This is a genomic window from Roseitalea sp. MMSF_3546 (assembly GCF_030732865.1).
In the GTDB taxonomy this organism is placed as follows: Bacteria; Pseudomonadota; Alphaproteobacteria; order Rhizobiales; family Rhizobiaceae; genus Roseitalea.
In genome coordinates this window covers 110,094-130,819 of the sequence record NZ_JASHKB010000006.1, presented here as the reverse complement: position 1 = coordinate 130,819, position 20,726 = coordinate 110,094, and the positions used below count along the sequence as shown (strand labels likewise).

Genomic DNA, 20,726 nt, shown 5'->3' with positions numbered 1-20,726 from the left:
TCATGACCCTCAAGGAACCGGTCGTCCACAAGGCAGGACGCTTCGACAGGGGTGCTGCCGGCGAGGTCGACCCGATCACCACCGAAGTCGTCCGACACGCGCTCAATTCGGCCGCCAACCAGATGAAGCGGGCGCTGGTGCGCACCGCGTTCTCGCCCATCATCTACGAGGTGCTCGACTTCGCGGTCGCCATCTATGACGACAAGGTACGGCTGCTCGCCCAGGCGCCGAGCCTGCCGCTGTTCATGGGAACGCTCAACTTCTGCATCGCCGAAGCGGTCCGCAACGCCGGCGGGCCGGAAGCGCTCGAACCGGGCGACGCGCTCATCTACAACTGGCCATTCGGAACGGGCTCGCACCCGCAGGACGTGGCGATCATCATGCCCGTCTTCCATGACGATGATGAACTGATCGGCTACACCGCGATCAAGGGTCATTGGCTGGATATCGCGGCCAAGGACCCGTACTGCACCGACACGACCGACGTCTTTCAGGAAGGCACGATCTTCCCGGGCGTGAAGATCTACAAGCGCGGCGAACTCAACGACGACATCTTCCGCATGGTGCTCGCCAATTCCCGCGTGCCCGACATGGTGCGCGGAGATCTCGATGCCCAGGTGACCGGCTGCCGCGTCGGCGCGCGCGGTTTCCGTGAGGTGGTCGAGCGGTTCGGCCTCGAGACCTGCCGCAGCGCGGTGGAAAACATGTTCGACCACGGCGAAGCCGTCGTGCGCAGCTATTTCGACAAGATCCCCGATGGCCGCTATGTCGGCCATGGCGAAATGGACGATGACGGCATTTCCGACGCCTCGATCCCGTTCGAGGTGGCGCTCGAGATCTCCGGGTCCGACGTCCGGATCGATTTTTCGGCCGCGCCCGAGGCGCGGCAGGGGCCTGTCAACTCACCGCTCCCTTCCACGATTTCAGCAAGTCGCGTGGCGATCACGATGCTGGCCGGTTATGGCGAAGCGCCCCATGAAGGCCATTTCCGTCCCATCGAGGTCGTCACGCGGCCCGGCTCGATGTTCGATCCGCTGCCGCCCGCTCCAAGCTTTCTTTATGCCTGGCCGGCGCTGCAGGCGATCGAGGTGATCTACAACGCCATCGCCAAGGCATTGCCCGAAGCGGTGCCGGCGCAGAGCGGCGGCTGCATCGGCTCGGTCGTATGGTGGGGCACCCGCGAGGCGACCGGCGAGGCGTGGGCCGATGGCGCGCCACACCCGATGGGGCAGGGCGCCTGGCACGACGGCGATGGCGGCACGATGCTGCACATCTCGGAGTCGGCCACCCGGTTCACGCCTGTCGAGGTCTGGGAACAGCGCAACCCCTGGCTGGTCGAGCGCATGGCCCTGGCGACGGATTCGGGCGGCGCCGGGCGGCATCGCGGCGGTGCCGGAATCGATTTCGAGTTCCGGATGCTCGAGGACACCTACATCACGTCGATCTTCGAGCGCAGCAAGAACGCGCCCTGGGGGCTCGAGGGCGGCCGGCAAGGGCGGCCCAACAATGCGATCGTCATCATGCCGGACGGCACCGAACACCGCGTCGCCAAGGCGACGCGGTTCCTGGTGCCCAAGGATGGTGTCGTCCGGTTGATGACCGGGGGCGGTGGCGGCTATGGCGCGCCGTCCGAACGCCCCGTCGAGCGCGTTCGCTCCGATCTCGACGACGGCTACGTTTCCGATGCGTTCGCCCGCACCCATTATCCCCATGCATTCGACTGACGCGCGCCTGGTCCCGATGACAGATCGCATCCACCCGACAGGCCGGACGCCGTGAAACAGGCGCTGACGATCATCGCGCGCGATGCCGAGCTCTTTGCGGGCGTGGCCGTGTTCACGCTGATCGCAGCCATGGCGGCGTTCGGCTGGCTGCTCTGGCCGGTCGACCCGTTGCAGGTCGACGTGCTCGATTCCCTCGCCCCGCCGAGCCTTGCCCATCCGATGGGGACCGACGATGTCGGCCGCGACGTGCTGGCGCGCTTCATCCGAGGCGCCCAGGTTTCAATGCTGGTCGCGCTGGCGGTCACCGTTCTGGGAACGCTGATCGGCGGCTTTCTGGGGCTGCTTGCGGGCCTTTGGGGCGGGCTCTTCGACACGCTCGTCTCGCGGATCATGGATGCGATCCTTGCCTTTCCGCCGTTGATCTTCGCTATGGCCGTCGCGATCGGTCTGGGCCCGGGGATCAGCTCGGCCGTGATCGGCGTGGTGCTGGCCTCGATCCCCTGGTATTTCCGACTGCTGCGCAGCGAGGTGTTGCGCATCCGCACGCTTATGTATGTCGACTCGGCACGCGCGCTGGGGGCCTCAAGCTTCCGTCTGATCCGCCGGCACATCCTGCCGCAGACCACGTCGACCATCCTGATCCAGGCATCGTCCGTGTTCAGCTTTTCGATCCTGACCCTGGCCGCGCTGGGCTTTGTGGGGCTCGGCGTCCAGCCGCCGGTGCCCGAATGGGGCACGATGATCACCGAAGGCCTTGCCTTCGCGCTCACCGGTCAGTGGTGGCTGGGCTTCTTCCCGGGCCTTGGCATCTTCCTGCTGGCCGTCTCGGCCAATCTGATCGCCGACCGGCTGCGCGACATCTATGACCCCAAATCCGCCGTCGGGGCAGGCTGAGCATGGTTCGTTTTCTTTCCGAGCGCATCGCCTCTGCCGCGCTGACCGTCGTGGGCGCCTCGCTCGTCGCCTTCATCATCCTGCGCGCCGTGCCGACCAATCCCGCGCGGCTGATTGCGGGCCCCTTCGCGTCCGACGATGTGATTGCCGAGGTCGAACGGGCGCTCGGCCTCGACAAGCCCATCTATGCCCAATATGCCGACTACCTCGTCGGCTTTCTGTCCGGCGATTGGGGCTTTTCCTACAGCACCGGCCAGCCGGTCTACGCGCTCATCGCCGAGCGCTTTCCCGCCAGCGCCGAACTGGCCTTGTACGCCTTCCTGTTCGCGTTCGTCGGTGCCGTGCTGATGACCGTTCTGGTCAGCTTCACCCGCTCGCGCTGGCTCGACCGGTTCCTGCGCATCTTCGCCTTCGTGAACATCGGCATTCCGCCATTCTGGGTGTCGCTGTTGTTCCTGATGCTCTTTTTCGAGCAGCTCGGCTGGTTTCCGGGCCCGGTCGGGCGGGGTCCCGCGCCGGGCGAGGCCGTCACCGGCTATTACACGCTCGACTATCTGCTTGCCGGCGATGTGGGCGGCTTCTGGGCCGCGCTGCGTCACCTGGCCCTTCCCGCCTTCGCCCTTGCGCTCGCGCCGATGGGATTTCTGATCCGGCTGTTGCGCGCCAATCTGCTCGACGTGACGCACGAGCCTTTCGTGACGGTTCTGCACAGCAAGGGTGTCGCACCCCTGTCGGTGCACTTCCGGCACATCCTGCCCAACGCGTTCCTGCCCACATTGACCGCCGGGGGGCTGATCCTCGCCCAGCTTCTGGGCGGCAGCGTGCTGGTCGAGCGCATCTTCGTGTGGCCCGGCGTCGGAACGCTCGTGATCGACGGGATTCTTCGTCAGGACTATGCCGTGGTTCAGGCCTTCATCATGCTCAGCGCCTTCATCTATATCGGCGTCAACCTGCTGGTCGACATCGCCTACGGCTATGTCGATCCGCGCGTGCGGCGGAGTTGATCATGAGCGAACCGCTGCTCGAGGTGACAGGCCTCAAGACCTCCTTTTCGACCCCGCGCGGCGAGGTTCGGAGCGTCGATGACGTCTCCTTCACGCTCGGGGCGGGCGAGACCCTGGGCGTCGTTGGCGAATCGGGTTCGGGCAAGTCGGTGACCAGCCTGTCGATCATGCGTCTGGTCGAACGCGGCGGCGGGCGGATCGATGCCGGAACGATCCGCCTGCGCCGGGGCGACGGCAGCCGCGTAGACCTGCAATCGCTCAGCGACCGACGCATGCGGGCCATACGGGGCAACGACATCGCCATGGTGTTTCAGGAACCGATGACGAGCCTCGATCCGGTGTGGACCGTTGGCGACCAGATCGGCGAGGCTGTGCGCCTGCATCAGGGCCTGACGCGTCGCCAGGCGCGCGCCCGGGCGATCGAGATGCTGCGGCTTGTCGGCATTCCCGATCCGGTGTCCCGCGCCGACGACTATCCGCACCAGATGTCGGGCGGCATGCGTCAGCGCGTGATGATCGCCATCGCCCTGTCGTGCCAGCCGGCATTGCTGATCGCCGACGAGCCGACGACGGCGCTCGATGTGACCGTGCAGGCGCAGATCCTCGAACTGATAAAGTCGTTGCAGGACGAGATCGGGATGTCGGTGCTGTTCATCACGCACGATCTGGGGGTCGTCGCCGAGATCGCCGACCGCGTGGCGGTGATGTATGCCGGCCAGATCGTCGAGGAGGCTCCGGTGCGCGAGATCTTCACGCGGCCGGCCCATCCCTATACTCTGGGCCTGCAGCAATCGATCCCCGGCTCGCCGGCAAGCAGCGCCGCGAACGGTCGGCTCAAGACGATCGGCGGTGCGCCGCCAGACCCTCTTTCGGTGCCGGCCGGTTGCCGTTTCGCGCCGCGCTGTCCTCTGGTTCAGCCCGCATGCCGCGAGGATGAGATCGCATTGGCCGATGTGGGCGAATCGCACCGGGCCCGGTGCATTCGCTGGCGGGAGGTGCGCGTGCGATGAGCCGCCCGCCAGCCAATTCCGCCGCGCCGCTGCTGGAGGTGCGCCACCTGACCAAGCGCTTTCCGGTCAAGGCCGGGTTCGGGCGACCGGTCCGGCAGGTGCACGCCGTCGAAAAGGTGAGCTTCTCGATCGCTCCGGGTGAGGTCGTCGGCCTGGTGGGCGAGTCGGGGTCCGGCAAGACGACGGTCGGCCGCACCATCATGCGCCTGACCGAGCCGACCGAAGGGCAGATCCTGTTCGACGGAACCGACATCGCCCACAAGGGCGCGCGCCAGATGCTGGCGTTCCGGCGCCGCATCCAGATGGTCTTTCAGGATCCGTTCGCCAGCCTCAACCCACGCGCAAGAATCGGTACGCTGATCGCCGAAGGCATGGAAATCCATCGTGTCGGCACGGCCCGCGAACGCGCTGAGCGGGTGGCGGAGCTGCTCGATCTGGTCGGCCTGCCGGCCGATGCCGCCGGCCGCTATCCGCACGAATTCTCCGGCGGGCAGCGCCAGCGGATCGGGATCGCGCGTGCGCTTGCGGTCTCGCCCTCGCTGATCGTCGCCGACGAGCCGGTCTCCGCGCTGGACGTGTCCGTGCAGGCCCAGGTGCTGAACCTGCTTCAGGACCTGAAGGAGCGGCTTGGCCTGACGATCCTGTTCATCGCGCACGATCTGGCCGTGGTCGAGCATTTCTGCGACCGGGTGATCGTGATGTATCTGGGCCGGATCATGGAAATCGCGCCGCGGCGGCGCCTCTACTCGGCGCCGCAGCATCCCTACACCGAAGCGCTCTTGTCCGCCGCGCCCGTGCCCGACCCCGACGCGAAGCGTGATCGGATCGTGCTGGAGGGCGACGTGCCCAGCCCGATCGATCCGCCGAGCGGCTGCGTGCTGCGCACGCGCTGCCGCTACGCATTGCCCGAATGCGCCCGAACCGTGCCGGAACTCCGGGAAGTCGGCCCGGACCATTACAAGGCCTGCATCCGCGACGACATCCTGCCTGAACCGACCACAACCGGAGGTAAGAAGAATGCTTCTTGAGAACAAATGCGCCATCGTCACGGGCGGCTCGCGCGGGATCGGCGCGGGCATCGCGCTCTCGCTGGCCCGTCAGGGCGCCGATGTGGTGATCAACTATTGGGGCGAGACCGACACCGGCTACGGCCGGGACGGCGCGGCGCACGCCGTCGTCGCCGAGATCGAGCGTGTCGGCCGCGCGGCGATCGCCCTTGAAGGCGACGTGACGGATCCGGCGACCGGCCCGGCTCTGGTCGATGCGGCGGTCGAACGGTTCGGCAAGGTCGACATCCTTGCCGCCAATGCGGGCATCTGCCCGTTCCACGGCTTTCTCGACATGCCCGTCGATCTCATGCGCAAGGTGTTCGGCGTCAATATGGAAGGCGCATTCCTGGTCAGCCAGGCCGTCGCCAACCGGATGGTCGAGCAGGGCCATGGCGGCGCGATCATCGCGACCTCTTCGATCTCGGCGCTGGTCGGCGGCGAATTCCAGTCGCACTACACGCCGACGAAGGCCGGTGTGCATTCGCTCATGCAGTCGGTCGCGATCGCGCTTGGGCCGCACGGAATACGCTGCAACTCGGTGATGCCGGGGGCGATCCTCACCGACATGAACCGCGAAAGCCTGTCCGATCCCGAAAGGGATGCCTACTTCCGCAAGCGTATCCCCCTTGGGCGCTACGGCGAGCCCGAAGACGTCGGCGACGTCGTGGCGTTCCTTGCTTCCGACATGGCCCGCTACGTCACCGGCGCCAGCGTCATCGTCGATGGCGGCATGTACGTCAATCTTCAGTGATCGGCGTCACGCCCGAGGAGCAAGTCCGCGATCGGGCCGAACCGGCGGGATCCCGCGAAGGTGGCAACCAATGGCCACGCCGATTGCCTGGTTGATTGCAATCATCGTGCCTCGTCTTCTGGATCGTCCGGATTCCGACCGCGGCTGGCGGCAGCGTCCGACGGCTGCCGGCGGCGGGCGCGCTCGGCGGCTTCGCAATCGCAGTCGAGGAAGCCGTGGACCGGACAGGTCAGGCACATCTCCTGCAAGCGCCGCTTGAGCGCCTGCCGGCCGCGGTGCAGACGGACCGACAGATTGTTGAGGGTCAGGCCGAGCGCGGCGGCGACGCGCTCGCGCGGCTCTTCCAGAAGGTCGATCCGCCAGATCACTTCGGCATATTCGCCCTTCAGCGTCGGCAAGAGCTTGTAGAGGCAATTGCAGATCGCCTCGTCGATCTCGGCGTCCGGCTCCACGGAGACTTCGGCAAGGTCATGCGGATCGACGCTCGTCTCGCGCCGGCGCCGGCGCATGACGCGCCGGTGGTGGTCGGCGATGCTCGTCGCCAGGATCCGGCTGAGCCAGCCGCGCACGGAGGCGACGTCTTCGAGCTGATGGGCGCGCTCGACCGCGCGCAGCACGAACGCCTGCAGCACCTCCTCGGCATCCTCGGCGCTGCCAAGCCGGCGCTGCAGGAAGCTCGAAATCTGGCCATGGCTTTCCTCCAGCGCCCGCCGCACCGCCGTGCATGGCGGTTTCTCGGCCGCGTCTTCCCTGTCGTCCGCCAGTTCGGACACGCGCACAGTGCCTGTCATGGGTCACCTCCACGCCAACAGACGCGGGCAGCGCGCACGCCTTACAGGCGGGCGACAAGCGGTTCAGCAATCGCAGTCGGCGAAGCGGCCGTCGCCGCAGGTCGTGCAGACATCGGCGATGGCGTCTCGGAGCGCCTGGCGCGCCCTGTGAAGGCGCACGCCCAGCGCATTGGCCGTCACGCCATGGTCTTCGGCAACGGCGGTGCGGGGCTCCTCGTCAAGGTCCAGGCGCCGGATCAGGTCCGCCTGGTCCGTGCGCAGGCCGGCGAGCGCGGCGGCGACGCACCGGCAGGCCGGCGTGTCGTCAATACCAGGCTCGACCTGCATCTGGCGCGGTTCGAGGCGATAGGCGTCCTCGCCGCGCCTCTGGGCCGCGCGCCGACGATAGTGGTCGACGATCGTCGAGCGCAGAACGCAGCGCAGCCAGGCTCTAGCGCCGGGCAGGTCGTCGGGCGCGCCGGCGCCGCGGATCGCCTTCACGCAGAAATCCTGGAACGCGTCTTCGGCCTCCTCCGGGCGGCTGAGACGCCCTCGGAAATAGCGCAGATAATCCCTGCGATGTTCGATGAGACAGTGATGAACGGCCGTGGCCGGCTCGGGGCGGACCGCGCCCGATCCCGTTTCGGCGGCATGATGGACAGACATGGGAAATCTCCAGACACAAGCTTGCAAGACGGCCAGCGCGCGCAAGGGCGGCGCTGGCGGCTTTCTCAGGCTCGGCTCTGAAGACGGGGCGGCTTGAATGGCCGGTAGGCGGGACCGGGCGGATCACGCTCGCCAAGGATGATCGACAGGCGGCTCGCAGCCAGAACAAGGCCGACATGGACGGGCACGGGCGGCAGGTTGACGGCGCAGGTCCCCGCCAGGCGGCAGCACGGGTCGCCGGCAACCGAACTGTCGATCTCGCCCGCGTCGGTCCGGCACGACAATGCTTGCCCATCGGCGGCCGTGGCCTGTGCGTGGGCGACGACAGTGTCGACGGCAAGGGCAGGCCTTGGATAGTCGAGCGCCATGGCGAAGATGGCGGCGGCAAGCAGCACCATTGCTGCGGCGCGCAACCGCGCCGGCGCCCTCACCGCTCCTGCCTGTTTGCGCGACAAGCGCATGGATCTCGCTTCCCGAAGTGCTCGCGGCAGATTCGACGATTGTCCTATGTGTCGCCTTGACCTTCGTCAATTGCATGACGTTTTGCGGCTTCTTGCGCGCTTGTGACCGATCGTGAAGGGCTCGCGTCACCGGTGTCGCGGCGGGCGATCCAAGCGGTTCGGTCAGCCGATCCTGACGGTCGTCTCATCCACGAACGCATAGGGCGGAATGACGAGATTGCGCGGCGCCGGGCCTTTGCGGATGCGGCCGGAGGTGTCGTAGTGCGAGCCGTGGCAGGGGCAGAACCAGCCATTCCAGTCGCCGCGCAGGCCGCCGGGTTTCTGTCCGTCCGGCACGCAGCCCAGATGGGTGCACACGCCCACCACGATCAGCCATGGCTCGCGCTGGACGCGGGAGGCGTCGGTGGCCGGATCCTTGAGGTCGAAGGCTCCGTCATCGGCCCGGGCCTGGGCGATCCGTTCGGGCGTGCGGCGGTCGATGAAGATCGGCTGGCTGCGCCAGATTACGGTGATGCGCTGGCCGGGCTCGATCGGCGCGAGGTCGACCTCGATCTGCGCCAGCGCCTGCACGTCGGCGGACGGGCTCATCGCGTCGATGAACGGCCAAAGGGCGGCGGCGGCGCCGACTGCGCCCATCATGGCTGTGGCGACATGGAGAAAGTCGCGCCGCTCGACCGGCGGCGGCCAGGGCTCGTCCTGCGATGCGTCGCTCATCGCGCCGCCCGCCCGGCGAACCAGTTGTAGAGCGGCGCGAAGATCAGTGCGATGTACCAGCCATAGCCGAACGAGACGGCAAGCCCCCAGAAAAAGTCGGGCCAGCTCAGCCAGTCGAACCAGGGAATCAGGCCCAGCCAGGTGCGATACATAGCCTGACCGGGCACGACGAGGTCGAAGCCAACGCACACGATGAAGGTGATCGCCAGGAACAGACCCAGGCTCATGGCGAAGGCGAACACGGGAATGCGGCCGGTTGTCGTGCCGGGCGCGGTGGCGGGCCGGGCTTGCCCGGTGACGGTGCGGACAGTGTTCATGGCAAAGCTCCTCTTCGGATCCGTTCCGGCCAGCGTCCGGCCGGCCGGACCGGAGGTGGCCGATCGTGCCCGCAAGGACGCCGTGACGCGCGCGCCATTACACAAGCCCGCCGGACGGTCTTGACCTTGCCGCAACTGGAAGGGCGAGACCTGACGCAGCTTGAACCCTGGATGATCGGGTATCCTCGATGAGCGATGACACATCTGGCCGCGGGCGTCTCGCAAGGCGCTGGAGAGGCCCGCTCGGACGCAACCTCGGCGTGATCGTGCTGGGGGCGGCGCTGGTCGCCGGCTTTGCCGCCGTCCATGCCCAGTGGAGCCCGATGCATCGCTGGAACCGGGCGTTCGGCGATGCGTCCTTCGTGTTGCTGGCGCTCGCCATGGCCATGGGCGCAACGGCCAGACTGTGGCGCCCGGCGGGCCGGCTGATCGCCTTTCGGCGCGAACTGGGCGTCCATGCCACGCTGCTTGCCATCGTGCACCTCGCCATCATCCTGGCCGGCTGGGTGACATGGGATCTGTGGCGCCTGTTCGGCTTCGAATTCCATCCCCAGCTCGGCCGCTATGTGATGGTGCAGCACGGTTTCGGACTGGCCAATGCGATCGGCCTTGTCGCGCTGATGCTCGCCGTCCCGCTCGCGCTGACCTCCAACGATGCGTCCGTGCGGCGGCTGGGCGCGCAGACATGGAAGGTGCTGCAAATGGGCGCAGTGCCGCTGTGGTGGCTCAGCGTCGCCCATGTCGGCTATTTCCTGTTCGCCCATTTCCTGAGCTTTCACCGCGCAACGCCCGAGCCCAATGCGCTGCAATGGCCGTTCGTCGGGCTCGTGCTCGCGGTCGTGATCCTGCGGCTCGCCGCCTTCGTTGCGGCCAGCGCCCGCCCGCGCGACCTGCGCCGCCCGGCCTGAGGCGCGCCCGGCTGTAATGGCGCGGCAGCCATGGCGTCCTTTTTCATCAAAGGGCACCCATTGGCCCGATGGCCACGCAAGGAGGCACAGCCATGGACAGCAGACAAGGTATGGGCGCGCGGCGGCCGCAAGGCCTGAAGGCCGCCATCGAGCAGGCCGGCGGCAAGGCCGGCTGTTGCTGCAGCACGACCGATGCGGAGGAGCAGGCCGACAGGACGCCGCTTGCCGATGGCCGCGAAACCGGGTGCTGCGGCGGCAACGCCCGGCCGGACGCGACGCGCGAATTGCAGGGGCGCGGGCCATGACCGTGCGCGACCCCGTCTGCGGCCGGGATCTGACGATCGATCAGGTGGTGGCCAGCGCCGACCATCGCGGCTGGGCGTATTTCTTCTGCTCGGCGGACTGCCACGGCCGGTTTCTTCGCGCGCCGGCAGCGTTTGCCGATGCGGCGCCCGCCAGCGCCGACGCCCGCCAATCCGAGCCGAGACAGGACGCCTGAATGGACCAGAGGACCGGCCACCATCCCCACGATCACGCAGCGCCCGGCGAGACGCCCGCCCGTTCTGACCACGGCGGCCATGCAGGTCATGCAGGTCATGCAGGTCATGGAGGCCACGACCATGGCGCCATGATCGCCGACTATCGCAGGCGCTTCTGGGTCACGGCCGTGCTGACGGTGCCGATCCTTCTGCTCGCGCCGATGATCCAGGGCTGGCTGGGGCTCGAGCAGGCGCTCGACTTTGCCGGTGACGCCTATCTTCTCGCCGCGCTGTCGACCGCCGTCTATTTCTATGGCGGCTGGCCGTTCCTGACCGGCTTCTGGTCGGAACTGCGCACCAACCGCGCCGGCATGATGACGCTGATCGCCGTCGCCATCACGGCGGCCTATGCCTATTCGATGGCGATGGTGGTCATCGGTTCGGAAGAGACCTTCTTCTGGGAGCTGGCGACGCTGATCGCCATCATGCTGCTCGGCCACTGGATCGAGATGAAATCGGTCATGGGCGCGGGCAAGGCGCTCGAAAAGCTCGCCGCGCTGATGCCCGACACCGCCCATCTGGTCGAGGCCGACGGCAGCATCCGCGATGTCTCGGTCTCCGAGCTCACCGGCGGCGAGACGCTGCTGGTCCGGCCCGGCGAGAAGGTTCCCGCCGACGCGGTGATCGTCAAGGGCGAGTCGGCGCTCAACGAGGCCATGCTGACGGGCGAATCCAAACCGGTCAGCAAGGGCCCCGACGCGCAGGTGATCGGCGGGTCGATCAATGGCGAGGGCGCGCTCACCGTCACCGTCATGCACACCGGCGAGGACAGCTTCCTGTCAAACGTCATCAAGCTGGTCGAGGACGCCCAGGCGAGCAAGTCGAAGACCCAGGACCTGGCCAACAGTGCCGCGCGCTGGCTGACCTTCATCGCGCTCGGCGGCGGCCTCGTCACCGTCCTGTTCTGGACGCTCCTGACCGGTCAGGGCTTCGCCTTCGCCATGGAGCGGGCCGTGACGGTGATGGTCATCGCCTGCCCGCATGCGCTCGGGCTTGCCGTGCCGCTCGTGGTGGCCCGTTCGACGGCGATCGCCGCCGGCAACGGGCTGTTGATCCGCGACCGCACGGCCTTCGAGGAGGCGCGCAACACGCAGGCGATCATCTTCGACAAGACCGGCACGCTGACCAGGGGCGAATTCGGCATCACCGATACGCTCGTCTATGGCGAGGCTTTCACCGAAGCCGAGATCGTCGCTTATGCCGCGGCGGTCGAAAGCCGGTCCGAGCACCCCATCGCCAAGGGCATCGCCGGAGCTGCGGCCGACCTCTGGGAGGTCGAGGATTTCCGGGCCATCCCCGGCAAGGGCGCCGAGGGCATGGTCAAGCGCCGCGCCGTCAAGGTGGTCAGTCCCGGCTATCTCCGTGCGAACGGCTTCGCGCTGGACGATCCGCGCTATCAGAGCCTCAGCGGCGAGGGCAAGACGGTGGTCTTCGTGCTCGTCGACGACGAACTGGCCGGCGCGATCGCGCTCGCCGACATCATCCGGCCGGAATCGAAGAAGGCCATCGCCGACCTTCAGAAGCTCGGCATCCGCTGCATCATGCTGACCGGCGACAACCGGCAGGTGGCCGATTGGGTCGGCCGGCAGATCGGCCTCGACGAGGTGATCGCCGAGGTGCTGCCGCAGCAGAAGGCGGAGACGGTCAAACAGGTGCAGGATCGCGGGCTGATCGTCGCCATGACCGGCGACGGGGTCAACGACGCGCCGGCGCTCGCCCAGGCCAATGTCGGCATTGCCGTGGGCGCGGGCACCGACGTTGCCATCGAGACCGCCGACATCGTGCTGGTACGATCCGATCCGGGCGACGTCGCCGCCATTTTGGGCCTGGCGCGGGCGACCTACGGCAAGATGATCCAGAATCTCGCCTGGGCGACCGGCTACAACGCCTTCGCCATTCCCGCCGCCGCAGGCGTTTTCTTCCCCTGGGGACTGATCCTGAGCCCGGCCGTCGGCGCGATCTTCATGTCGGCGAGCACCGTGATTTGCGCCGTCAACGCCCAGCTTCTCAAGCTCGACCGCCAGCGCGACGGCGACGGGGCGGCCGCACCATGAAAGGAAGCCCAAAGATGCAGCAACGCAAAACGCAAGGCGACGAGCCCGAAGCCGCCGCCAGCACATGGAGCAGCGGCCAGTGGACGCTGGTCTCGATCCTTGTCGGCCTGATCGCCCTGCTGGCCTATCCCTATCTCAGCGCCATCCCCGCCGGCGTCGGCTCGTTCCTTCTGTTTCTGGCCCTGTGCGGCGGCATGCATGTCTTCATGCACCGCACGATGGGGCACGGCGGGCATGATCACGGCGGGCATGATCGCGACGAGGATGGCTGATCGCAATCGCCGGTGCGCGGCACTGCGCAAGGCCGGCCCGATCGGAGGCGCGGCCCTGGGCTGAAGTTCTGACAGGACGCCGCGCGACCGGCGGAAGCGGCCCGACGCCTCAAAGCGCGTCGATCGCCCGGGACAGTTCCTCGCGCACCTGGCCGGCGACCTGCCCGAGCTTCTCGTTGTCGATGGCCTGCATCGAGGCGACCGGATCGACGGCGCTGACTTCGACGCCCGCATCGGTCTGGCGCAATATGACGTTGCAGGGCAGCATGGCGCCGACGCGCGGCTCGATGCCGATCGCCTCCCATGCCATTGCCGGATTGCAGGCGCCGAGGATCCGATAGGGTGCCATGTCCCGGTCGAGCTTGTTCTTCATCGTCGCCTTGACGTCGATCTCGGTCAGCACGCCGAAGCCGCGTCCGGCCAGAACGGCGCGGAGCTTGGCATCGACGGCGTCGAAATCGTCGCCCTCGATGGTGCGGGTGATGGTGTAGTTCATGGAAACCTCCTTGCAGAAAGCCCGGCGCAGCACGGCCGGGCGGAACGATGCCGGGCCGCGGCGGACAACCGGCCGCGGCCTCGGCTCGATGGAGACAAGATGGTCAGTTGTCGTCCATCATGGAACCGTCACCATCCATCATTGTTCCGGGCTGGCCGGGACGGTCCCCGGCGGGCATTTGCGCCTGCATCGCCTCGCGCATCTTCTGCATGCGCGCGAAGCGATCTGCCGGCGCGGTCATCTCCTCGCCCGTCACCCGCCCATCGCCATCCTCGTCGAGCGCCTGGAAGCGGTCGACCATGGCCGGCCGGACCATCGCCGCGTGAAGCGCCTCGAACTCGGACAGCGACAGCGTGCCGTCGCCATCTTCGTCATGGTCTTCGAGCCGTGCGGCAAGGCCGGCGCGCAACTCTTCGGCGGTCAGGGTTCCGTCCGCGTCGGCATCGAGACCGTCCATCATGGCGCCCATCGACCCCATCATGTCCATACCACCCATCATGGCTTGGCCGCCCATCATGCCCATGCCGCCGCCCATCATCGGACTGTGCATGCGCATCATCATCGGCATCATCGCACCCATCATGCCGGGACCCATCTGGCCAGCGCCCATCGCGCCGGGCGCCATTTGGCCCTGGCCCATCTGCCCTTGCCCCATCTGCCCTTGCCCCATCATGGCCGAACCCATCATGTTTGGGCCCATGGCCTGGCCGCCCCACGGGCCGCCCGCACCCGGGCCATGCGCCAATGCCTGCGACGCGGTCGCCGCGCCAAGCGCAACGGTCAGTGCGAGCGTCGTCATCGATATGCGTTTCATGGCTACTTCCTCGCCTCGTTCCTGGTTGTCATCGGGCCGGGCCGCGTGTCGGCCGGCCGCCACGGACCAAGACGCAGGCGCGCGCCGCCCCTTACAGCGATCGCCGGCCGGCCCCCTGGCGCGGTCCCGAGGCGCGCCGGCCCTATGCTCACGCCACCTCGAACCATGTGTTCATGCCGGCGGCGGCGTGTTCGAGCATGTGGCAGTGGTAGAGCCACTTGCCCGGATTGTCGGCGACGAAGGCAATCCTGACCGTCTGTTGCGGGCCGATCAGGAACGTGTCGCGCCAGGGCCGGCCCTCGTCGAGATCGGTGCCGGAACGCTCGATCACCCGGAAATGGTGTCCGTGCACATGCATGGCGTGGACAAAGGCGGTATCGTTGACGGTCTCGATGATGACCGTCTCGCCGCGCCGGATCGCTGCGAGCGGTTGCTCGGGCAGGTTTGCGACGCCGTTGAATGCCCAGACCTGGCCGGTGCGCCGAACATCGCCGCGGCCGAGCAGCTCGCCATTGTAGGTCACCCGTCCCATCCGCCCCATCGCCCCGCCGGTCATCTCGACCCGGATCGTGCGGGCGCCGGACAGATCGGGTTCGGGCAGGCCGGCCGCGGGCAGGGCCGGGACCGAGGCGCTGGATGAACCGTCCCTGTCGACCGCGAACCGCGCAAAGGCAAAGGGCGCATCGCCGGACAGTTCCTCGAGCGCGAAGTCGCCGCCCGGTTCGGGCATCACCAGCAGATCGACGCGCTGCGCCGGCCCGATCATCAATGGCGCATAGTTCACAGTGACCGGCTCGGGCAGCGCCTGGCCGTCATAGGCCAGAACCGTGCCGCCGAAGCGGTTCGGGTCGATCTCCAGGATGCGGGCGTTGGACGCATTGATCAGACGCAGCCGATGGGCTTCGCCCGCGCGCAGCGTCATTTGCGGCGTCGCCTCGCCATTGACGGTCAGCCAGTTGCCGAGGCGGCCGGCATGGCTCCAGTCCATCATCGCGCCAAGGCTCGCGACGTCGAATGCGCCCGCGCGCGTCAGTCGCCAGTCGTCGATCACCAGCGTCAGATCGCGCGCGGGATCGAAGACCGGCCCGTTCGCCTCGTCGACGATCAGCGGCCCGTAGAGCCCGCGGGCTACCTGGTTCCAGCTCCTGTTGTGAGCGTGATACCAGTATGTGCCAGCATCGGGCGCGACGAAGTCGTAGTCGAAGGTTTCGCCCGGCAGGACCGCGTTCTGGGTCAGGCCGGCGACGCCGTCCATGGCGTTGTCGATGCGCATACCATGCCAGTGCACCGAGGTCGGCTCCTGGAGATTGTTCGTCAATCGCACGCGCACCCGCTCGCCGCGCCTGACACGGATTTGCGGGCCGGGGGCCCGGCCATTGTAGGTCCACAGGTCCGAAAGCGGGCCGTCTGCGCCGTAAAGGCGCTGTCCGGACGGTCCGGCATCGAGTTCGATCACGCCGTCGTTGCGGGCGTATGCGGTCGACGGAAGGATAGCGGCCAGCGCGCCGGCGCCGGCAGCGGTCATGAGTTTGCGTCGTGTGATGGTCATCGGGAGGCCTCGGGGACGGTGAAGGAGATTGTCGGGAACGCTTCGTTGTCGCGCGTGCCGGCGTCTGCGATGGGCGGCGGCCGGTCCGGCGCTGCGGCACTGCGCGAAGGCGTTGAGCGTGATGCTTGTGATCGATTGCCCGCGACGCGGACACCACCGCGCCGCACGCAGGCTCAGACGGTCTGGAAGAAAGGGCGGGGGGGCGGCGGTTCGACCGCTCCGATGCGTCCGGCCGGCAAGGCGCCGGGCCGGGGCTGTCGTGCGATGGGTATCGACACGAACGTTGCGGGCTTGGCGGACGATGCCAGCACGATGCCGGCACCGCAGTGCAACTGGCCGTACTTGGATGCGGTGTCACAATCGAGCGGAGCGGCATCGCCTGCATGCCCGCTTTCGCCGATTGCGCCCAGAACGGGCGTCCCGTGACAGTCCGCCGCGCCGGTCCGGAGAGCTCCGGCATGGGCGAACGGGCCGCCGGCCACGATCAGCATCGCCACGGCCAGTGCCGCCAGGAAAAGGCTGGCCGGTCGCCCATGGTGGATCGGATATCGCATGGAATCGGCGGCTTTCCCGTTGGCGGCGCGCAAGAGGAAGCAGCCAATTGTGGCGAGATTCGGCCGCAACGCCCGTGACACCAGATCCGTACGGCAATGACAAAGACTTTGCATTGTCGCGAACGATCTAACCACCTGCAATCTAGAGGAAATCTTGGTAGCGGAGGAGGGACTCGAACCCCCGACACATGGATTATGATTCCACTGCTCTAACCGACTGAGCTACTCCGCCAAGGCAAAAACGGCCGCCGCAACTGCCGCGGACATGCCGCCGCAAGCGCGGCGGATATAAGGGGCGCCCGTTTGCCCTGTCAAGCTGAGTGACGTGCCGCGGCGGGCCCGGACCGGCGGCCAAGGCGCCAGGCTCGCGCGCAACGGCCGTACGCGTCGGCCCGGCACCGCCCGAGGGCGTTGTCTGCCGGCATCGCCCGACACACAAGGCCGCTTGCGCGGTTGCTCGATTTGACGGCGCGCGCTTGCGCGCAAGCCTTGTCATCGCGGCACCGCGCCGCTACCAGAGCGCCATTGCGGGGCGCTGCACATGTCGGGCCGGCGCCTCGCCGCAAGCCCCCTCCAGCACCCGACGACGCCAAAGGAGCCCTTGTTGTCTCACCGTCCCGGCACGGCCCTGATCGGATGCGGCCAGTGGGGGCGCAATCACGCGCGCACCCTGGCCGAACTGGGTGCGCTGGCCGCCGTCGGCGATGCCGATGCCCAGGCGGCGCGGGCGGTCGGCCAGGCCCATGGCGTGAAGGTGATGGGCGTCGAGGCCATGCTGGCCGATGCAAGGATCGATGCCCTCGTACTGGCCTTGCCGGCCGAGCACAATTGCGCGCTGGCGCTTTCGGCGCTTGCCGCCGGCAAGCATGTCTTCGTCGAAAAGCCGATCGCGCTGACCTCGGCGGACGCGGCGCGGATGGTCGATGCCGCGCGCGCGGCGGACCGCGTGCTGATGACGGGCCACATTCTTTGCTATCACAACGCGTTCCGGGCGCTTCTCGACTGCGTTGCGGCCGGAGAGATCGGCGAATTGCGACACATCCAGAGCCACCGGCTGTGTTTCGGCAAGTTCTACGACCGGTTCGACGCGCTGTGGGATCTCGCCCCGCACGATCTGTCGCTGATCCTCGGTCTGCTCGGCGCGGCGCCCGATCACGTCGAGATCGGCCAGGCCTCGGTCACGGACGGGCAGGGCGACATCGCGCAGATCGCGCTCGGCTTTGCCGGCGGGCCGACGGCGCAGGTGCTGGTGTCGCGCCACAGCGCCTATGACGAGCGGCGCTTCGTGGTCACCGGCGACCGCGCCAGCGCGATCTGGGACGACCGGGCCGACTGGCCGCGCAAGCTCGCCCTGGTGCCGCATCGCGCCGCGCGCGAGGGCCACGGCAACTGGCGATGGCATCGCGGCGAGCCGGCGTTCCGGCCCGTCGCGCCGGGCATGGCGCTGACCGACGAACTGGCGCATTTCCTCGACTGCGCGGCCGGCAGGGCCGAGCCGCTGACGCCCGGCTCGCAGGGGCTGGAGGTTGTGCGCATCCTGGAAAGGGCGCGACAATGGGCTTCAAGCCGCGTAACCTGACGGTGTAAGGTGTGATTCCGTGCGCTCTTTATTTTTGTGTGCCGACGCGGTACGGCGGACTGCGGGGCGCGGGAATGTCAGGCCGGTCTGTCCCGATCCGGGTGTTGGGGGTTGAATGCAGTTTGTCGATCTGGCCGCGCAGCGCGCGCGCCTCGGTGGCGCCCTTGATCAGGCGATAAAGACGGTCACCGACAGTGGCGCCTTCATCCTCGGCCCGCAGGTTGCCGAATTCGAACAGCGCCTTGCCGATTATGTCGGCGTCCGCAATGTGATCGGTTGCGCCAGCGGCACCGATGCGCTGCAGATCCCGCTCATGGCCTGGGGCGTTGGCCCGGGCGATGCGGTGTTCGTGCCATCGTTCACCTTCGCCTCGACGGCCGAGGTGGTGGCGCTGCTCGGCGCCGAGCCCGTCTTCATCGACATCGATCCGGACACCTATCTGATGGACGTGCGATCGCTGGAGGCGGCGATCGCGGCGATCATGGCCGAGGGCCGGCTGACACCGCGGGCGGTCGTCCCGGTCGATCTGTTTGGCATGGTGGCCGACTATGGCGCGATCATGCCGCTGGCCGAGCGCCATGGACTGAAGGTCATATCCGATGCGGCGCAGGCGATCGGCGCGACCCGCGAGGGCGTGCCCTGCGGGCGGTTCGGCCATGTCGCCGCGACCAGCTTCTATCCAGCCAAGCCGCTGGGCTGCTATGGCGATGGCGGCGCGGTGCTGACCGATGACGACGACCTGGCCGCGGTGATGCGGTCGGTCGCCTTTCACGGCAAGGGCGAGAGCCAGTACGACAATGTGCGCATCGGGCTGACCTCGCGGCTCGACACGATCCAGGCGGCGGTGCTCGGCCTCAAGCTCGATATCTTCGACGACGAGATCGCGGCGCGCCAGCGGATCGCGGCGCGCTATCACGCGGGCTTGCGCGACGTGGTCAAGGCGGCGCACAATCCGCAGGGCATGCAGTCGGCCTGGGCGCAATACGCGATCGAGGCGCCCGACCGCGACCGGCTGAAGGCGCATCTGGACGACAAGGGCATTCCGTCGGCCATCTACTACACCAAGCCGCTGCACCAGCAGGCGGTCTATCGGCGCTACCCGGTCGCGCCGGGCGGGTTGCCGGTGACCGAGGCCAAGCCGTCGACCATTTTGTGCCTGCCGATCCACCCCTATCTGGCCGAGGACGATCAGGAGCGGGTGATCGCCGAGATCCGCGATTTCGTGCGCCGCAACGCGCTATCGATCGCGGCGGAATAGGGCGGCCGGTCGGCTTCGGACGCGGCGATGTCTTGATCCCGGTTATTCGGCGGCGATGATCGCGGCGTCGCGGTCGAGCGCGGCGAGCTGGCGCTCGATATCCTCGCTGCGGCGCGTGGCGTCGATGAAGCCGCCGCCGAGCAGACGGGCGCCGGCGCCCTCGCCATCGTAGAGCACGCAGGCCTGGCCGGGCGAGACGCCGGCTTCGCCGCCGATCAGCTCGACCGTCGCCGCCCCGTCAGCGACCGACAGGCGTGCTGGCCGCGGCGGCCGCGTCGAGCGCACGCGCGCCATCACGTCGACGCCGCTCGCGGGTAGCTCGGCGAGCGGGGTGCCGCCCAGCCAGTTGACGTCGCGCAAAACGACCCGCCGGGTTTCGAGCGCTTCCCTCGGGCCGACGACGACGCGGCGGTGGCGCGCGTCGATCCTGACGACATAGAGCGGCTCGCCGGTCGCCACGCCGAGCCCGCGGCGCTGGCCTATGGTGTAGTGCAGCACACCCTGGTGACGGCCGAGCACGCGCCCGTCGATATGGACGATCTCGCCGGCCAGCGCCGCATTGGGCCGCAGCTTGGCGATCACGTCGGCATAGTTGCCCTCGGGCACGAAGCAGATGTCCTGGCTGTCGGGCTTGTCGGCGACGGTCAGGCCCATCCGCTCGGCCTCGGCGCGGGTCTCGTCCTTGGTCATCGTGCCGAGCGGAAAGCGCAGGTAGTCGACCTGTTCCTGCGTGGTGGCGAACAGGAAATAGCTCTGGTCGCGATGGGCGTCGACGGGCCGGTAGAGCGCGCGGTGGGCGCCGTTGGGTCGCGACAGGATGTAGTGGCCGGTGGCCAGGCAATCGGCGCCCAGGTCACGCGCGGTCTTGAGCAGATCGGCGAACTTGACCGTCTGGTTGCAGTTGACGCACGGAATCGGCGTTTCGCCGGCGATATAGCTGTCGGCGAAGTGGTCGATCACCGCCTCGCGGAAACGGCTTTCATAATCGAGCACATAGTGCGGAATGCCCAGGGATTCGCAAACCCGCCGCGCATCGTCGATGTCCTGGCCTGCACAGCACGAGCCGGTGCGGCGAACGGCGGCGCCATGGTCGTAAAGCTGCAGCGTGATGCCGATGACCTCGAAGCCCTGGGCATGCATCAGCCCGGCGACCACGGACGAATCCACGCCGCCCGACATGGCCACGACCACACGGGTGTCTTCGGGCGCCTTGTCGATGTCGAGCGCGTTGGTCATCGAGGTTCCTTTCACGCCGGCATATAGGAGATCCGAAGGCCGATGGCCAATGCCGCCGGGGCGCGCATGTGCCGGTCTCCGTTAGGGAAGTTTACCAATACCTTAGC

23 protein-coding genes and 1 tRNA gene are annotated in these 20,726 nt (G+C 67.8%); 13 read left to right on the top strand and 11 right to left on the bottom strand.

Translation table 11 applies throughout. From position 1 onward, the window contains the following. The first annotated feature begins 2 nt into the window (after positions 1–2). From RBB34_RS07195 to RBB34_RS07170, 6 genes are read left to right on the top strand one after another with little or no spacing between them, the layout of a single operon-like run. Positions 3–1,724 (top strand): hydantoinase B/oxoprolinase family protein, encoded by a 1,722-nt coding sequence (locus RBB34_RS07195; RefSeq protein WP_306118513.1) that lies wholly within the window; start codon positions 3–5, stop codon positions 1,722–1,724. 51 nt (positions 1,725–1,775) lie between these two features. Next, the gene (locus tag RBB34_RS07190; RefSeq protein ID WP_306118512.1) at positions 1,776–2,618 is read left to right on the top strand and encodes an ABC transporter permease; all 843 of its coding nucleotides are present in this window, start codon (positions 1,776–1,778) and stop codon (positions 2,616–2,618) included. 2 nt (positions 2,619–2,620) lie between these two features. After that, on the top strand, positions 2,621–3,622 hold the full coding sequence (locus tag RBB34_RS07185; RefSeq protein WP_306118511.1) for an ABC transporter permease: 1,002 nt from the start codon (positions 2,621–2,623) through the stop codon (positions 3,620–3,622). Continuing rightward, positions 3,622–4,632, top strand: a complete 1,011-nt coding sequence (locus RBB34_RS07180; RefSeq protein ID WP_306118556.1) for an ABC transporter ATP-binding protein — start codon at positions 3,622–3,624, stop codon at positions 4,630–4,632. Before RBB34_RS07185 ends, RBB34_RS07180 begins: the two co-directional genes overlap by 1 nt. Next, positions 4,629–5,660, top strand: a complete 1,032-nt coding sequence (locus RBB34_RS07175; protein ID WP_306118510.1) for an ABC transporter ATP-binding protein — start codon at positions 4,629–4,631, stop codon at positions 5,658–5,660. Before RBB34_RS07180 ends, RBB34_RS07175 begins: the two co-directional genes overlap by 4 nt. Continuing rightward, positions 5,650–6,432 carry an SDR family NAD(P)-dependent oxidoreductase gene (locus RBB34_RS07170; protein WP_306118509.1) on the top strand — a complete coding sequence of 261 codons (783 nt, stop codon included), beginning with the start codon at positions 5,650–5,652 and terminating at the stop codon, positions 6,430–6,432. The genes RBB34_RS07175 and RBB34_RS07170 overlap by 11 nt, the downstream gene beginning before the upstream one ends. Before the next feature lie 101 nt (positions 6,433–6,533). On the opposite strand, the gene RBB34_RS07165 is transcribed toward RBB34_RS07170, so the two are convergent. The 5 genes from RBB34_RS07165 to RBB34_RS07145 form a co-directional block, all read right to left on the bottom strand. Then, positions 6,534–7,223, bottom strand: coding sequence for a sigma-70 family RNA polymerase sigma factor (locus RBB34_RS07165; protein ID WP_306118508.1), 690 nt, complete (start codon positions 7,221–7,223; stop codon positions 6,534–6,536). 63 nt (positions 7,224–7,286) lie between these two features. Beyond that, entirely contained in the window at positions 7,287–7,868 is a 582-nt protein-coding gene (locus RBB34_RS07160) for an RNA polymerase sigma factor (protein WP_306118507.1), read from the bottom strand. 65 nt (positions 7,869–7,933) lie between these two features. Further along, a complete protein-coding gene (locus RBB34_RS07155) occupies positions 7,934–8,281 on the bottom strand; it encodes a hypothetical protein (protein WP_306118506.1) in 348 nt (115 codons plus the stop codon). A 210-nt stretch (positions 8,282–8,491) separates the two neighbouring features. Continuing rightward, a complete protein-coding gene (gene petA / locus RBB34_RS07150; RefSeq protein ID WP_306118505.1) occupies positions 8,492–9,043 on the bottom strand; it encodes a ubiquinol-cytochrome c reductase iron-sulfur subunit in 552 nt (183 codons plus the stop codon). Continuing rightward, positions 9,040–9,360 carry a DUF5676 family membrane protein gene (locus RBB34_RS07145; RefSeq protein WP_306118504.1) on the bottom strand — a complete coding sequence of 107 codons (321 nt, stop codon included), beginning with the start codon at positions 9,358–9,360 and terminating at the stop codon, positions 9,040–9,042. Before RBB34_RS07145 ends, petA begins: the two co-directional genes overlap by 4 nt. A 188-nt stretch (positions 9,361–9,548) precedes the next feature. Here RBB34_RS07145 and RBB34_RS07140 point away from each other — a divergent pair, with 188 nt between their 5' ends. From RBB34_RS07140 to RBB34_RS07120, 5 genes are all read left to right on the top strand, one after another. Next, entirely contained in the window at positions 9,549–10,268 is a 720-nt protein-coding gene (locus RBB34_RS07140; protein ID WP_306118503.1) for a ferric reductase-like transmembrane domain-containing protein, read from the top strand. A gap of 92 nt (positions 10,269–10,360) precedes the next feature. Continuing rightward, positions 10,361–10,573 (top strand): hypothetical protein, encoded by a 213-nt coding sequence (locus RBB34_RS07135; RefSeq protein ID WP_306118502.1) that lies wholly within the window; start codon positions 10,361–10,363, stop codon positions 10,571–10,573. After that, positions 10,570–10,767: a YHS domain-containing protein gene (locus tag RBB34_RS07130; RefSeq protein WP_306118501.1), complete on the top strand. Its 198-nt coding sequence runs from the start codon at positions 10,570–10,572 to the stop codon at positions 10,765–10,767. The genes RBB34_RS07135 and RBB34_RS07130 overlap by 4 nt, the downstream gene beginning before the upstream one ends. Positions 10,768–10,896: 129 nt before the next feature. Beyond that, positions 10,897–12,861 (top strand): copper-translocating P-type ATPase, encoded by a 1,965-nt coding sequence (locus RBB34_RS07125; RefSeq protein WP_306118500.1) that lies wholly within the window; start codon positions 10,897–10,899, stop codon positions 12,859–12,861. Between the two features lie 14 nt (positions 12,862–12,875). Beyond that, positions 12,876–13,133, top strand: coding sequence for a DUF2933 domain-containing protein (locus RBB34_RS07120; RefSeq protein WP_306118499.1), 258 nt, complete (start codon positions 12,876–12,878; stop codon positions 13,131–13,133). A 109-nt stretch (positions 13,134–13,242) separates the two neighbouring features. On the opposite strand, the gene RBB34_RS07115 is transcribed toward RBB34_RS07120, so the two are convergent. From RBB34_RS07115 to RBB34_RS07095, 5 genes are all read right to left on the bottom strand, one after another. Then, positions 13,243–13,629, bottom strand: a complete 387-nt coding sequence (locus RBB34_RS07115) for a DUF302 domain-containing protein (RefSeq protein WP_306118498.1) — start codon at positions 13,627–13,629, stop codon at positions 13,243–13,245. Between the two features lie 103 nt (positions 13,630–13,732). Next, on the bottom strand, positions 13,733–14,443 hold the full coding sequence (locus RBB34_RS07110; protein ID WP_306118497.1) for a calcium-binding protein: 711 nt from the start codon (positions 14,441–14,443) through the stop codon (positions 13,733–13,735). A 148-nt stretch (positions 14,444–14,591) separates the two neighbouring features. Continuing rightward, positions 14,592–15,992: a multicopper oxidase family protein gene (locus RBB34_RS07105; RefSeq protein WP_306118496.1), complete on the bottom strand. Its 1,401-nt coding sequence runs from the start codon at positions 15,990–15,992 to the stop codon at positions 14,592–14,594. A gap of 173 nt (positions 15,993–16,165) precedes the next feature. Beyond that, positions 16,166–16,489 (bottom strand): hypothetical protein, encoded by a 324-nt coding sequence (locus RBB34_RS07100; protein ID WP_306118495.1) that lies wholly within the window; start codon positions 16,487–16,489, stop codon positions 16,166–16,168. A gap of 212 nt (positions 16,490–16,701) precedes the next feature. Further along, positions 16,702–16,778: transfer RNA gene (locus tag RBB34_RS07095), tRNA-Met, on the bottom strand. Positions 16,779–17,150: 372 nt separating this feature from the next. Here RBB34_RS07095 and RBB34_RS07090 point away from each other — a divergent pair. Both RBB34_RS07090 and RBB34_RS07085 read left to right on the top strand, forming a co-directional pair. Continuing rightward, positions 17,151–18,125, top strand: coding sequence for a Gfo/Idh/MocA family oxidoreductase (locus RBB34_RS07090; protein WP_306118494.1), 975 nt, complete (start codon positions 17,151–17,153; stop codon positions 18,123–18,125). Positions 18,126–18,240: 115 nt separating this feature from the next. After that, positions 18,241–19,383, top strand: coding sequence for a DegT/DnrJ/EryC1/StrS aminotransferase family protein (locus RBB34_RS07085; protein WP_306118493.1), 1,143 nt, complete (start codon positions 18,241–18,243; stop codon positions 19,381–19,383). Between the two features lie 42 nt (positions 19,384–19,425). Here the strand turns inward: RBB34_RS07085 and mnmA are convergent, their stop codons facing one another. After that, positions 19,426–20,619 carry a tRNA 2-thiouridine(34) synthase MnmA gene (mnmA, locus tag RBB34_RS07080; protein WP_306118492.1) on the bottom strand — a complete coding sequence of 398 codons (1,194 nt, stop codon included), beginning with the start codon at positions 20,617–20,619 and terminating at the stop codon, positions 19,426–19,428. Between the last annotated feature and the right edge of the window lie 107 nt (positions 20,620–20,726).

Excerpts from the sequence above, each read along its gene's own strand:
- RBB34_RS07195 (WP_306118513.1), top strand. The coding sequence starts at position 3 with ATGACCCTCAAGGAACCGGTCGTCCACAAGGCAGGACGCTTCGACAGG.
- RBB34_RS07185 (WP_306118511.1), top strand. The coding sequence starts at position 2,621 with ATGGTTCGTTTTCTTTCCGAGCGCATCGCCTCTGCCGCGCTGACCGTC.
- RBB34_RS07175 (WP_306118510.1), top strand. The coding sequence starts at position 4,629 with ATGAGCCGCCCGCCAGCCAATTCCGCCGCGCCGCTGCTGGAGGTGCGC.
- RBB34_RS07170 (WP_306118509.1), top strand. The coding sequence starts at position 5,650 with ATGCTTCTTGAGAACAAATGCGCCATCGTCACGGGCGGCTCGCGCGGG.
- RBB34_RS07165 (WP_306118508.1), bottom strand. The coding sequence starts at position 7,223 with ATGACAGGCACTGTGCGCGTGTCCGAACTGGCGGACGACAGGGAAGAC.
- RBB34_RS07160 (WP_306118507.1), bottom strand. The coding sequence starts at position 7,868 with ATGTCTGTCCATCATGCCGCCGAAACGGGATCGGGCGCGGTCCGCCCC.
- petA (WP_306118505.1), bottom strand. The coding sequence starts at position 9,043 with ATGAGCGACGCATCGCAGGACGAGCCCTGGCCGCCGCCGGTCGAGCGG.
- RBB34_RS07145 (WP_306118504.1), bottom strand. The coding sequence starts at position 9,360 with ATGAACACTGTCCGCACCGTCACCGGGCAAGCCCGGCCCGCCACCGCG.
- RBB34_RS07140 (WP_306118503.1), top strand. The coding sequence starts at position 9,549 with ATGAGCGATGACACATCTGGCCGCGGGCGTCTCGCAAGGCGCTGGAGA.
- RBB34_RS07135 (WP_306118502.1), top strand. The coding sequence starts at position 10,361 with ATGGACAGCAGACAAGGTATGGGCGCGCGGCGGCCGCAAGGCCTGAAG.
- RBB34_RS07130 (WP_306118501.1), top strand. The coding sequence starts at position 10,570 with ATGACCGTGCGCGACCCCGTCTGCGGCCGGGATCTGACGATCGATCAG.
- RBB34_RS07125 (WP_306118500.1), top strand. The coding sequence starts at position 10,897 with ATGATCGCCGACTATCGCAGGCGCTTCTGGGTCACGGCCGTGCTGACG.
- RBB34_RS07120 (WP_306118499.1), top strand. The coding sequence starts at position 12,876 with ATGCAGCAACGCAAAACGCAAGGCGACGAGCCCGAAGCCGCCGCCAGC.
- RBB34_RS07115 (WP_306118498.1), bottom strand. The coding sequence starts at position 13,629 with ATGAACTACACCATCACCCGCACCATCGAGGGCGACGATTTCGACGCC.
- RBB34_RS07110 (WP_306118497.1), bottom strand. The coding sequence starts at position 14,443 with ATGAAACGCATATCGATGACGACGCTCGCACTGACCGTTGCGCTTGGC.
- RBB34_RS07105 (WP_306118496.1), bottom strand. The coding sequence starts at position 15,992 with ATGACCATCACACGACGCAAACTCATGACCGCTGCCGGCGCCGGCGCG.
- RBB34_RS07085 (WP_306118493.1), top strand. The coding sequence starts at position 18,241 with ATGCAGTTTGTCGATCTGGCCGCGCAGCGCGCGCGCCTCGGTGGCGCC.
- mnmA (WP_306118492.1), bottom strand. The coding sequence starts at position 20,619 with ATGACCAACGCGCTCGACATCGACAAGGCGCCCGAAGACACCCGTGTG.